Below are 13102 nucleotides of genomic sequence, written 5' to 3'. Positions count from 1 at the left end.
TTATTTCTCCTTTACAACATATATATCATTCATTTGCATATCTTTTGTTCCCGTCATTTTACAACCTTTAGCCTTTGCAAAAATTATATAATCTACTATTTCCCTGCTTATTTTTTCTCCTGGTGCCAATATTGGTATACCCGGTGGGTATGCCATTACAAATTCCGTACTTATTCTTCCCACACTGTTTTTTATAGCGATAACTTCAGACTCTGAATAGAAAGCTTCTTGGGGACTAAGTTTCACTATTGGATCTATATATTCATGATCTGGTATTCCAATTTTAGACCCACTTTTTAGCCTTTTTATTTCAGATAGTGACCCAATTAATCTTTCTAATTCTAGTTCTCTATCTCCAACAGATACAATAGCAAGTATATTTCCTATATCTCCAAATTCTATCTGTATATCATATTCATCTCTTAATATATCATAAACTTCTATCCCAGCTAATCCTAAATCTCTAGTATGTATACTAAGCTTTGTAGTATCAAAATCATATACAGTATCACCGTTTATTATTTCTTTACCAAAAGCTCTATATCCACCTATTAGATTTATTTCTTCCCTAGCATAATCAGTCATTTTTATTACTCTTTCAAAAATTTCTTTGCCATTTAAAGCTAGATTTGATCTTGCTATATCCAGAGAAGCCATCAATAAATACGATCCGCTAGTCGTTTGACTGAGATTTATTATCTGTCTTGTATATGCGGAATCTGCACCCTCTCCTAATAATAAAAATGAACTTTGAGTAAGCGCACCTCCTGTTTTATGTACACTTACAGCAGCCATATCTGCACCTGCCTTCATAGCTGAAATAGGCAATTTCTCGTTAAAATAAAAATGAGTTCCATGAGCTTCATCTACTAAAACCAACATTCCAGCTTCATGTGCTATTTTTACAATTCGTTTTAAATCACTGCAAATACCATAGTAAGTTGGATTATTTACTAATATAGCCTTGGCATCTGGATGTTTTTCTATTGCTGATTTTATATCTTCAACAGACATACCTAGGCTTATACCAAGCTCTTTATCAACACCTGGATTTATATATATTGGTATTGCACCGTTTATTACAAGTGCATTTATAGCACTTTTATGTACATTCCTAGGCATTATGATTTTGTCATTTCTCTTTGTGGATGACAAGATCATAGCCTGTACTGATGATGTAGTTCCACCAATCATAAAAAATGCAGACTTTGCACCAAAAGCTTGAGCTGCCAACTCTTCTGCATCTTTTATTACTCCTGTAGGATGTGTCAGATTATCTAATGGCTTACTAGAATTATAGTCAACAGATACAGCATCACTACCAAAAAAATCTGTAAGTGCTTTATGACCCTTACCTTGCTTGTGACCTGGTACATCAAAAGATACTATTCTCTCTTTTTTATATTTTTCAAGAGCTTCTACAATGGGTCTTCTTTTTTGATTAGTATATATTTCTTCCACTATACACCTCTATCATTTCTCTTCTTAAATTTTCTAATATTGTGAGACGTTGCTTTGGCGAAAATTCACGAGGATCCTTATCAAATAAATAGTTTTCGAGTTCTAACTCTTTTATAAGCATTTTAGTATGAAAAATATTAGACTGATATACATTTACATCCTGTGCATCATATTTTTCCAAAGTCTCTTTATCTATATAATCCTGAATTGATGTAATGTCATGATCAATAAATATTTTTCTTCCATCTTCTTCTCTTGTAAAACCACGAACCTTATAATCCATAGTTATTATATCTGAATCAAAACAACTTATTAGAAAATTAAGTGCATTTAATGGCGATATTTTTCCGCAAGTAGCAACATCTATATCTACCCTAAAGCTAGAGATAGACTTGTCTGGATGATATTCCGGATACGTGTGTACTGTCACATGACTCTTATCTAGGTGTCCAACTACTGTATCACGAGTAGCTAAGACTTGTTCTTTTATATTAGTACTATGTATTTCATCCATAAAATTTTCTCCACCATTACAAGATGCATCCCTATCTTTTTTGGATATAGGCTCTTCAGCTATTAATATAGTCACACTTGCACCCTGAGGATCATAATCCTGTTTTGAAATATTAAGTACATGAGCACCTATTATTTCCGTTACCTTGCATAAAATTGCTGTAAGTCTCTCCGCATTATATTGCTCATCAATATAGGCAACATAATTATTTTGTTCTTCTTTCGTCTTTGCATAACAAACATCATAGATGTTAAAGCTCAAGGATTTAGTCAAGTTATTAAATCCATATAATTTCATTTTTTCCGACATATTTTTCCCTTTCTTAAAGTAAGTTTTTATCTTATGTTAAGATATACATTCATTTCACGGCATAAAAAAAAACAACTCATGAAAATGAATTGTACAAGGAAAGAATCTATATGTGTATTGATGGCAATCAAATATATTATAAAAATTATATATCTTTCTAAAAATCATGTAATCCTAGTTACTAATTTTAATAGAAAATAATCATAATATATGACCTAACATACGTATTTTGAGCCTATTCAGTAATAATACTCTTACTGCTCATGTTGATTCTTCACAAGTACTGCTTAATGCAATTTTATAGGATCTCTCCTACTTATAAATTGAGGATTTCACTCATCAACACGATATCACAATCGCTATCGGCATTTGACCGGGCTGTCCGTATGGCCACTTAAACTAAATTTAGCTTGGTCAGATGGGCCAGAATCTACTGGCAAATAGTTTGTGATGATGGACGCAAAAAACGCTTTAATCATCTGTTTTTTATAATACTATTTTTTTATCAAATATTCAAGCATAAAATAAATTAAAAATGTAAATTCTTCTGGAAACTATTTTTAAAACTTATATATTGTTCTTATTAAATTGTTGAGTAACTGTTCATTTTTCAATAAATTTATAGCTACTTATGTTATACTAATTTAAGAGAGCTAAATTAATTTATATTTATCTATAAGGGTGGGGAATTTTATGGATTTCAAGGATGAAAAAGGATTTATAGGACTTTCAATTTTTATTATGTTATTATTTATTGCTTCGGTTAGCTTTGTTTTCTTAAATACAATACATGGTAATAGTATTATTAAAGAAAAAAACTCTTATACACAAAAGTTTAAAAAAGTATCTTTTGTAGGAGTTGGAGATAACTTAATCCATGATTCTATTTATATTGCTGCTGACAGTCATGATGGCATAATTGGTGATGGTAAATACAATTTTGATCACTTTTATGAAAATATTAGCTCGGATATAAAAAAATTTGACCTAGCCTATATAAATCAAGAATCTATTATATCTGGAGATTCTTCAGGAATTAGTACTTATCCAAAATTCAATTGCCCACAGTCAATGATTCCTAGCCTTAAAAAAACTGGTTTTAATATAATAAATTTAGCCAATAACCACTCTATGGATATGGGTTCGCAAGGTATAAAAAATTCCGTGAAAATATGGAACCAAACTGATTTGTATCATGGTGGTTTATACGACAGTCAAAAATCAAGAAATATACCTCTTATTATTAGTAAAAACGGCATTAAAATAGCTATTTTATTTTATACCTATGATACAAATGGTATGCTGCCAGATAATGAGTACATGGTATCTTATTTAAACGAAAAAAATGTAAAAGAAGATATATCAAGAGTTAAGGGAAAATCAGATTTTATCATCGTCTCTACACATTGGGGAGATGAAGGCGTTGAGGATTTATCTAGCCAACAGATAAAATTTGCAAAGTTATTCAACGAACAAGGAGTAGATCTGGTAGTTGGAACTCACGCTCATAGAATACAAAAATCAGAATGGCTACAAGCTCAAAATGGAAAGAAAACTTTAATTTTCTACGGAACAGGAAATTTTGTTCACAATATGCTAAAACCAACTACATATTTAGAGGCTATGGTTTCGTGTGATTTTGTAATTGACGGAAATAAAAAATATATATCTAATGCCAAATTTACACCATTGGTATTTCACTTAGAAAGAACTAACTTTGGCTATGATGGAAGTGTCTATAGACTAGACAAATATCCTATTGATTTGGCCAACAAGCATATTGAAATGTATGGCCAAGGACAGTATAATATAAATCTATACAAAGATACATTAAAGAGATTAGTTCCAGCTGATATGCTGGATTTAAAATAGACTTATGTCTAAGAAAGTAAGCAAGGAGGAAATTATGAATTTAAATGAAAGAATCGATAAATTTGCACAACTTGTAGTTGAAGTAGGTGTAAATGTTAAGGAAGGTGAAATTCTACTAATTAGAGCTGATATAGAAGCAAAAGATTTTGTTAGATTATGTGTAAAACATGCATATGCCTTTGGTGCAAAGCATGTATATGTTGAATATAGCGATGATTTTATTACTAGAGAAAAATATTTAAATGCCCCAAGTGATGCATTTGATGAATATCCACAATGGCAAGCAGAAAAATATACTCAAATAGCAAAGGATGGCGGGTCTTTCCTATCAATCATTTCTAGTGATCCAGATATGATGATTGGTGTCGATCCAGATAGAATAGGAAGGTTTCAAAAAATTTCTGGTAAATATCTAAAAGAATGGAGATCATATACACTTTCAGACAAGGTTAAATGGTCAATTGTGGCAGCACCATCTGAAAACTGGGCAAAAAAAGTGTTCCCTGAATTAGATTCAAAAATAGCTTATGAATATCTATGGGAAAGTATCTTAGATTGTTCAAGAGTCACAGAAAATCCAATAAAAGAATGGGAAAAACATAATAAAAATCTTAAAGAAAGAACAGATTTACTAAATGAATTAAATTTCAAAGAACTTAGATACAAATCATTGAAAACTAATTTGACAGTAGGATTACCTGAAGGGCATATATGGTTAAGTGGTGATTCAAAAGATCCAAATTCAAACCCATTTAATCCCAACATACCTACAGAAGAAATTTTTGGTATGCCTCACAAAGACAAGGTAAATGGTAGAGTATATTCTACTAAACCTCTGATTTATGCAGGTAGTTTAATAGATGAATTTTGGATTGAATATAAAAATGGTAAGGTAGTAGATTTTGATGCTAAAATAGGAAAAGAAAATCTAAAAAATCTTATAGAAACTGATGAAGGTTCAATGAGATTAGGTGAAATAGCCCTAGTTCCTTTTGATTCTCCAATATCTAATAGAAACATAATATTTTATTCTACCCTATTTGATGAAAATGCATCTTGCCATTTGGCAATAGGTGCAGCTTATAGCTCTTGCATAAAAAATGGCGATAAATTTACTGATAAAGAAAAAGAAGAAAAAGGCGTGAATACAAGTACTACACATGTCGATTTTATGATAGGCGATAATACTTTGGACATAGTAGGAATAAAGGCAAATGGTGATAAGGTTCAGATTTTCAAAAATGGAAATTGGGCATTTTAGTCGGAGGTTATAATGAATACAGATAAAAAATTAATAGCCTTCGCCATATATGCCTGCTCATTTATGAGTGCCATAGAAATCACCATTGTAACAACTGCCATACCAGCAATAGTTAGAGATTTAAATGGTTTTAACTTATCTAGTTATCTATTCTCTATATACCTTCTAACATCTGCTGTATCCACAGCTGTGTTTGGTAAATTATCGGATGTCTATGGTAGAAAAAAACTTTTCCAATTATCTATACTATTATTCTTAGTTGGTTCCGTACTTTGTGGTTTATCTCAATCAATGATATTCTTGATAATATCTAGAGGTGTACAAGGTATGGGTTCAGGAGCCATAAACACTTTGAGTATGGCAACTATTGGGGATGTATTTGAAGTATCTGAAAGAACAAAAATACAGGGTTATAATTCTACTCTTTGGAGTGTTGGTAGTCTAATAGCCCCATTTATTTCTGGCTTAATGTTAATAAAACTTACATGGCACTGGATATTCTTTATAAATGTACCTATAGCTCTTTTAAGTTTATATTTAATCAATAGGTCTTATAAAGTAAAAGAGCAAAGCAAACCTCAAAAGCTTGATAGCAAGGGACTTAGTTTATTGACTATATTTATTATTTGCCTACTTCAGATCTTATCTATGCTTGAAAAACATCCAATATATGATTTAAGCGTGATATTCTTAATAGTAGTTGCGATAATAAGTATGATGTCATTTATTAATGTTGAAAAGAAAGTTGAAGAACCTGTACTTCCATTTAGATTATTTACTAAAGAAGTTCTTATAATTATGATTTTATCTTTCCTAAATTCTATGGTTCTAATAGCTATGGATGTATATAACCCGTCCTTTATGCAAAATGTAGGACAATATAGTCCAATAATGTCTACTACTACCATAGTACCTATGTCATTTTTCTGGGTAATAGGGTCAGTTCTTCTGGCAAGAGTTATATCTAAATATTCATTAAAGCATATACTAATAGTTAGTTTTGCTTTGCTTGATATAGGTTTATTAGGCTTAATATTCTTAAAACCAAATATAAACCTAGCTCTTATGGTTTTATTTTCATCATTTATAGGCTTAGGTTTTGGTGGAAGTTTTAATACATTGCTATTTGTAGTTCAAGAAAGCTTATCAAAAGATGATATCGGTATAGCTTCAGGATCTGTAATGTTTATTAGAACTCTTGGTCAGACAATAGGAATCAGTTTCTTTGGTACAGTACTCAACAGTTCCATAGTAAAATATTTTGATAATTCCAATATTAGTGTAGATATAAATTCTATACTTACAGATAAAACTATTCCAATAAATGATAAATTGACTTCATTATTTATTGGACACAACAATATATTTATCACATGCTTTATAATAGGATTTGCATGTATTATAATAACTATGTTCTTACAAGCAAACAAAAAAATTTCGGATTGGGAGATAAAATAAAATGAAAACAAGCACTTTAAAACAGCTATGGGTAGCTACCTTGGTAGGTATAGTATTTTCAATTGCTATCAATGCTATTAGTATCACAAAAACAGGTTTAGTAAATTCACTACCACAAATATTGTATGTTTTTGTATTGATGGGTGGTACATTTTTTCTAACAGGTTACATATCAAATTCTAGGGGTAGAGATACTAGAAATATGAGAATTTACGCTAAGAAATTAGACCAAAAAGGCAAATTAAAAATGGACGAACAGGCTGAACTTCTTAATCCTGGCAAGAAAAATATAAAGTCTTGGCTTTATCTTACAGAAAAATCTTTGATCCTAACAACTACAAAAGATCCGGATTTGATAGAAAAAACAGCTATACATATGCCATTTGCAAAAATCACAAAATTTGATAGATTTAAACCAACAGCATTCACAAGTGATGGTATTCGTATAAAGATGGTAAATGGAAATTATTATGAATTTTTAGTTGGCCATACAGACAAGTGGATAAACGCAATTGAAGAAAAGAAACAAGGTAAAAAATTCTAGTAATAATATATTTTGAGGAAAGTTCTTATGAATGATGTAATAATTGTAGCCGCTGGTTCCGGCTCTAGAATGAAACTGAACTATAATAAGCAGTTTGCTCTATTAAATGGCAAACCTATGATTGCATGGACTATAGAAAAGTATTATAATCACGAAAATATTGATAATATATATCTTGCTATTAGACCTGAAGACCAAGACCTTATGGAAAAAATTTTAAATAAATATAATTTAAATAGAGTAAACATAGTCTACGGAGGAAAAGAAAGACAAGATTCTATATACAATTGTTTAAAGCAAATGGGTAAATCTGATTATATACTGGTACATGATGGTGCTAGACCTTTCGTTGATAAGGATATAATTGATAGGTCTATAAAAGCCACTAAAATACATAAAGCTACCTGTGTAGGAGTTCCTTCAAAAGATACTATAAAGCGTGTAGATGATTCAGATATTATTAAAGACACACCTAATAGACAATTTTTATGGTGTGCCCAAACTCCACAATCGTTTGAAGCTTCATTGATAAAAAATGCTTACGAATATGCTTATGAAAATAATATTAGCGCAACAGATGACGCTAGTTTAGTTGAAGCTATAGGATATAAGGTTAAAATGGTAATGGGATCTTATGAGAATATAAAGATTACAACACCAGAAGACCTTGCCTATGGGCAATATATTTTAAATAAATAAGGAGGAAGCTATGAGAATAGGACTTGGTTATGATGTACACAAATTAGTAGAGGGTAGAGATTTGATAATAGGTGGTGTGAAAATTGACCATGAAACTGGACTCTTAGGTCATTCAGATGCAGATGTATTGACTCATGCTGTAATTGATGCTATATTTGGTGCGTTAGCAATAGGGGATTTAGGCAGACATTTCCCAGATACAGACCCACGATTTAAAGGAGCAGACAGCCTAAAGCTTATGGAATATGCCGCTGATAAAATGGATCAAATGGGCTATAAAATAGCTAATATTGATTGTACAATAATAGCTCAAAAACCAAAAATGGCTCCTCATTTAGAAGAAATGAAAATAAACTTTGCAAGAATTTTGAATACAGAACTTACAAATATAAATATTAAGGCCACAACAGAAGAAGGACTTGGATTTACTGGACAAAAACTAGGTATAGCATCTCAAGCTATATGCCTACTATTTGAAAAATAAAAACAATAATAAAAGACGTAGATAATATTATCTACGTCTTTTATTATATAAAACTAATTTTTAATATGCTTTTGCGAATATTGCCATATAGTCAGCCTTTTCACCTGTATAGAAACAAGTTTCTCCAAGTTCTTCTTGTTCGAATGGTATAACTCTCAGAGTTGCACCCGTTAACTCTTTTATCTTTGCTTCATTTTCTGCGTTATCTTTCCACATAACCTTAGCAAATCCATGTTTATTTTCTATTATATCAACGAACTCATCCATATTCTCTGCATGATAAATTCTTTCATCTCTATTCTTTCTAGCTTTTTCAAGCATATTAGACTGAATATCTTCAAGTAAATCACTAATTGTCTGCCCAATGTTATCTAACGAAGCCTCTGATTTAGATAATTCATCTCTTCTGAATAATAATGCTTGATTATTTTCTATATCTCTTGGACCTATTTCCACTCTTACTGGAATACCTTTCATTTCAGCATCATTAAATTTGTATCCTGGACTGTAGTTATCCCTATCATCAATTTCTACACTTATTCTTCTAGCCTTTAAATCATCAAAAATTTTGTTTGCTTCTTCCATTACTCCATCTTTATTAGCGGCTATTGGAACTATTACAACCTGAGTTGGAGCCATTTTTGGAGGTAATACCAGTCCTCTATTGTCTGAGTGCACCATAATTAGACCACCTATTAATCTAGTAGATACAGCCCAAGTTGTATAATATGGATATTCAAGATTTCCATTTCTATCAGAGAACGTTATATTGAATGCCTTACCAAAATTTTGTCCTAGGTAATGAGATGTACCAGACTGCAGTGCCTTACCATCTTTCATCATTGCTTCAATTGTGTAAGTATCATCAGCACCAGCAAATTTTTCACTCTGAGATTTCTTTCCTGGTATTACTGGCATAGCTAATATATCTTCTACTAAATCAACATACATATTTATAATCATTAATGTTTCATCTAGCGCTTCTTTAGCAGTTTCATGAATAGTATGGCCTTCATGCCATAGAAATTCTGAAGTTCTAAGGAAAGGTCTAGTAGTTTTTTCCCATCTAACAACTGAGTTCCACTGGTTATATAAAAATGGAAGCTGTCTGTATGAATTTAACCATTTTGCATACATATTACATATTATTGTTTCAGAGGTAGGTCTAACAGCTAATCTTTCTTCTAATACCTTATTTCCTCCTTGTGTTACCCATGCTACTTCTGGTGCGAAACCTTCAACATGCTCCTCTTCCTTATTAAGTAGACTTTCTGGAATCAATATTGGGAAGTACATATTCTTATGACCAGTTTCCTTAAGTCTTCTATCTACATATTCTCTTATTTTTTCCCATATGGCAAAACCATATGGTTTTATCACCATAAAACCCTTTACTGGTGCATAGTCAACCATATCAGTCTTTACTATTACATCAGTATACCATTGGGCGAAATCATCTTCCATTTTAGTGATTTCTTCAACAAATTGCTTTTCTTTTTTTGCCATTTTAATCCTCCTAATGTTAAATAAAAATTTTAACAGCCTTTGAAGAACATATAAAAAGCCCTTCATCTCTTATAAAAGAGACGAAAGGCTGTTAGTTTCCGCGGTACCACTCTTATTAGCTAAAAATAGCTCACTCGATAGAATATAACGGTTCAAACCGTGAAGATTTTTACCTCTTCAAGCTAAAAGGCTGGTTGGCTCACTTCTATTTAGGACATCTCACCTCTCGTCCCTCTCTGTAAAACTTTCATAAGTTACTATTCCTTTATTATCGCATTTATTTGGTATGACAACATAATATAATATATCTTTTATCTTGTCAATATAATATTCTATCAAGTTAATGTGTATATTTTATTTTATTTTAGCAAATATCATTCTACCTGCTGGTGTTTGAAGTATAGAAGTAACTACTACTGATCTAGTTTCTCCAATATTTCTTCTACCATTTTCTATTACAATCATTGTTCCATCATCTAGATAAGCTACTCCCTGCTGATTTTCCTTACCTTCTTTGACAATTGTAACCACCATTTCTTCACCTGGTATAGCTATTGGCTTTACAGCATTGGCAAGTTCATTAATATTCAGTACTTCTACACCCTGAACTTGTGCTACCTTATTTAAATTAAAGTCATTAGTCACGACCTTACCATTCAATATTGATGCCAATCTTAAAAGTTTTATATCAACTTCTGCTATATCATCAAAATCTTGATTTGTTACCTCTACTTCTATATTCCCTTGTTCTTGAATTTCATTCAATACATCTAGACCTCTTCTTCCACGAACTCTTTTTAAATCATCTGCAGAGTCAGCTATATGCCTTAATTCATCCAATACAAATTGAGGTATTACAAGCTTTCCTTCTATAAATCCGGTTTTACATATATCTGATATTCTACCATCTATTATTACCGAAGTATCAAGCACCTTTGGCGATTGATTTTTTTTATTTTTTCTACTGGTTTTTTCTATATCCTTTTTTTCAACCAATGATCTTCTCTTTCCCAAATTCCCCAACTCAAACTTGCTTCTGATTCCTATCCTAATTCCTATAAGTCCAAAAATAATATATGAAATAATTGATAATACCGGTCCTACTATATAAATTTTCTCAAGCAAGCTACTTAGCAAAAAGGCAATAAAAAAACCTACTAATAAACCTATCGATCCTAAAATTATATCTACCTGCGAATATACAGCCATCTCTTTATCAAATTTCTTCCCAAGTTGATACAACTTCTTACTGAAAACTGGTTCTGATATAAAACATATCAAACCTACTATCAAACCTGCAATAATGGCAGCTATTATACCATACGTATGATTTCCAAATTGGAGTTGCTTAATTGGATTCATAAGCGAAAGGTACAAAGTTGTCGTAATGGCAAGCCCAATGATAGCAAATAAAAACCTCTTTAATTTGCTAATCAATACTTTCACCTCCATTTAATTTTCTATTTTCCCAGTGCCTCAAATATAGCTTGTCGTAAATTTGAAATGGGCACTATAGTAATATCGCTATATTCTTTTTCTAGTTCTTTTAAATAATTACCTTTAGGTATAATTATTTTTTTAAATCCTAACTTCTGACATTCTATTATTCTTTTTTCGATAAAACTAACTGTTCTTATTTCTCCTGTTAACCCAAGCTCTCCTGTTACTACTACATCTGAACTAATAGCAATATTTCTAAAGCTAGATGCAATTGAAAGTGCTATACCTAAATCCATAGATGGTTCATTTATCTTTAATCCACCTACTATGTTTATGAATACATCGTGATTTTGTATTTGCATACCCACGACTTTTTCCAAGACTGCTAATATAAGTGCTACTCTATTACTATCTACACCCGTTGTAGTCCTTCTTGGATAGCCAAAATTTGTTGGTGCAACCAGAGATTGTAACTCTAAAAGCATAGATCTAGTGCCTTCTACTGTAGATACAATTACTGAACCTGATACATCTTTGGGTTTTTCAGAAATTAATACCTTTGAAGGATTTTCCAGTTCAACTAAACCTTTACTCTTCATTTCAAACACACCTAATTCATTTGTAGAACCAAATCTATTCTTTACAGCTCTCAAGAGTCTATATGTATTGTATCTTTCACCTTCAAAATAAAGTACTGTGTCAACCATATGTTCTAATAGTTTTGGACCAGCTAGAGAACCTTCTTTAGTTACATGTCCTACTATAAAACTTGTAATATCCTTTGTCTTAGATATTTTCATAAATTTTGATGTGACTTCCTTTATCTGACTAACTGTACCTGGAGCAGAATTTATTTCTGGGTTTAACATTGTCTGAACAGAGTCTACAATTATTATATCTGGCTTAAATTCATCTACTTGTGCTTCAATTAAAGACAGGTTGTTTTCTGTATAGATGTAGAGATTTTCTGAATCTACATCTAATCTTTTAGCCCTATTTTTTATCTGATTTTCACTTTCTTCACCAGATATATACAAGACCTTTTTTCTTGAGTTTGCTAAATTATTTGAAACCTGCAATAATAAAGTTGATTTACCTATGCCTGGATCTCCCCCAACTAAAACCATAGTTCCTGGTATGAGTCCACCACCTAGAACTCTATCTAATTCAGGAATACTTGTAGAAAATCTTTCGTCATTAATTGATGTTATAGATCCTATGCTGACAGGTTTAGAAGAATTATTTAACAAAGAACTGACCTTTGTATGATTCTTAATTACACTTTTTTCTTCTAACTCTTCAACGAAAGTGTTCCACTGCAAACATTCCGGACACTTGCCTAGCCATTTTGGGTTTTCATAACCACAATTTTGGCACACATACTTAGTTTTTATCTTTGCCATAAATTCTAACAACCCCCCCTTAAATATAGCTTAATAACGATATTTCCATTATAACATAATTATTCAAAATTATTATTTATAAAAAATTAAAAAACGAAAGTATCATTATAGTATATACACAACTTAGTTAATATAAAACTATTTTGATGAA

General features: G+C 31.3%; 11 protein-coding genes and 1 other annotated feature. Of the genes, 6 read left to right on the top strand and 5 right to left on the bottom strand.

Features of this window, described 5'->3' with window-relative positions:
- Both O0R46_RS00540 and speD read right to left on the bottom strand, forming a co-directional pair.
- Entirely contained in the window at positions 1 to 1461 is a 1461-nt protein-coding gene (locus tag O0R46_RS00540; RefSeq protein ID WP_331275600.1) for an aminotransferase class I/II-fold pyridoxal phosphate-dependent enzyme, read from the bottom strand.
- Positions 1442 to 2272, bottom strand: coding sequence for an adenosylmethionine decarboxylase (gene speD, locus O0R46_RS00535; RefSeq protein WP_331275599.1), 831 nt, complete (start codon positions 2270 to 2272; stop codon positions 1442 to 1444). Before speD ends, O0R46_RS00540 begins: the two co-directional genes overlap by 20 nt.
- Before the next feature lie 705 nt (positions 2273 to 2977).
- Between speD and O0R46_RS00530 the strand changes: the two genes are divergently transcribed.
- From O0R46_RS00530 to ispF, 6 genes are read left to right on the top strand one after another with little or no spacing between them, the layout of a single operon-like run.
- A complete protein-coding gene (locus tag O0R46_RS00530; protein ID WP_269311669.1) occupies positions 2978 to 4156 on the top strand; it encodes a CapA family protein in 1179 nt (392 codons plus the stop codon).
- A gap of 34 nt (positions 4157 to 4190) precedes the next feature.
- Positions 4191 to 5417, top strand: a complete 1227-nt coding sequence (locus O0R46_RS00525; RefSeq protein WP_269311668.1) for an aminopeptidase — start codon at positions 4191 to 4193, stop codon at positions 5415 to 5417.
- Between the two features lie 12 nt (positions 5418 to 5429).
- Positions 5430 to 6875, top strand: a complete 1446-nt coding sequence (locus O0R46_RS00520) for an MDR family MFS transporter (RefSeq protein WP_269311667.1) — start codon at positions 5430 to 5432, stop codon at positions 6873 to 6875.
- A gap of 1 nt (position 6876) precedes the next feature.
- Positions 6877 to 7419 carry a hypothetical protein gene (locus tag O0R46_RS00515; RefSeq protein WP_269311666.1) on the top strand — a complete coding sequence of 181 codons (543 nt, stop codon included), beginning with the start codon at positions 6877 to 6879 and terminating at the stop codon, positions 7417 to 7419.
- A 27-nt stretch (positions 7420 to 7446) separates the two neighbouring features.
- Positions 7447 to 8118 carry a 2-C-methyl-D-erythritol 4-phosphate cytidylyltransferase gene (gene ispD, locus O0R46_RS00510; RefSeq protein WP_269311665.1) on the top strand — a complete coding sequence of 224 codons (672 nt, stop codon included), beginning with the start codon at positions 7447 to 7449 and terminating at the stop codon, positions 8116 to 8118.
- 10 nt (positions 8119 to 8128) lie between these two features.
- Entirely contained in the window at positions 8129 to 8602 is a 474-nt protein-coding gene (gene ispF, locus O0R46_RS00505; protein ID WP_269311664.1) for a 2-C-methyl-D-erythritol 2,4-cyclodiphosphate synthase, read from the top strand.
- Positions 8603 to 8662: 60 nt separating this feature from the next.
- Here the strand turns inward: ispF and proS are convergent, their stop codons facing one another.
- The 3 genes from proS to radA form a co-directional block, all read right to left on the bottom strand.
- A complete protein-coding gene (gene proS / locus O0R46_RS00500; RefSeq protein ID WP_269311663.1) occupies positions 8663 to 10108 on the bottom strand; it encodes a proline--tRNA ligase in 1446 nt (481 codons plus the stop codon).
- Between the two features lie 73 nt (positions 10109 to 10181).
- Positions 10182 to 10389: a binding site (T-box leader), on the bottom strand.
- Between the two features lie 73 nt (positions 10390 to 10462).
- Positions 10463 to 11545 carry a PIN/TRAM domain-containing protein gene (locus tag O0R46_RS00495; protein ID WP_269311662.1) on the bottom strand — a complete coding sequence of 361 codons (1083 nt, stop codon included), beginning with the start codon at positions 11543 to 11545 and terminating at the stop codon, positions 10463 to 10465.
- Positions 11546 to 11568: 23 nt separating this feature from the next.
- A complete protein-coding gene (gene radA / locus O0R46_RS00490; RefSeq protein ID WP_269311661.1) occupies positions 11569 to 12951 on the bottom strand; it encodes a DNA repair protein RadA in 1383 nt (460 codons plus the stop codon).
- Positions 12952 to 13102 lie beyond the last annotated feature (151 nt).

This window comes from Peptostreptococcus equinus, from assembly GCF_027125355.1.
In the GTDB taxonomy this organism is placed as follows: Bacteria; Bacillota; Clostridia; order Peptostreptococcales; family Peptostreptococcaceae; genus Peptostreptococcus; species Peptostreptococcus equinus.
The sequence above is the reverse complement of the archived record's forward strand: the minus strand, read 5'-3'. Positions and strand labels throughout refer to the sequence as shown.

Coding starts and splice junctions, on each gene's coding strand:
- speD (WP_331275599.1), bottom strand. CDS start 2,272: ATGAAATTATATGGATTTAATAACTTGACTAAATCCTTGAGCTTTAAC.
- O0R46_RS00530 (WP_269311669.1), top strand. CDS start 2,978: ATGGATTTCAAGGATGAAAAAGGATTTATAGGACTTTCAATTTTTATT.
- O0R46_RS00525 (WP_269311668.1), top strand. CDS start 4,191: ATGAATTTAAATGAAAGAATCGATAAATTTGCACAACTTGTAGTTGAA.
- O0R46_RS00520 (WP_269311667.1), top strand. CDS start 5,430: ATGAATACAGATAAAAAATTAATAGCCTTCGCCATATATGCCTGCTCA.
- O0R46_RS00515 (WP_269311666.1), top strand. CDS start 6,877: ATGAAAACAAGCACTTTAAAACAGCTATGGGTAGCTACCTTGGTAGGT.
- ispD (WP_269311665.1), top strand. CDS start 7,447: ATGAATGATGTAATAATTGTAGCCGCTGGTTCCGGCTCTAGAATGAAA.
- ispF (WP_269311664.1), top strand. CDS start 8,129: ATGAGAATAGGACTTGGTTATGATGTACACAAATTAGTAGAGGGTAGA.
- proS (WP_269311663.1), bottom strand. CDS start 10,108: ATGGCAAAAAAAGAAAAGCAATTTGTTGAAGAAATCACTAAAATGGAA.
- radA (WP_269311661.1), bottom strand. CDS start 12,951: ATGGCAAAGATAAAAACTAAGTATGTGTGCCAAAATTGTGGTTATGAA.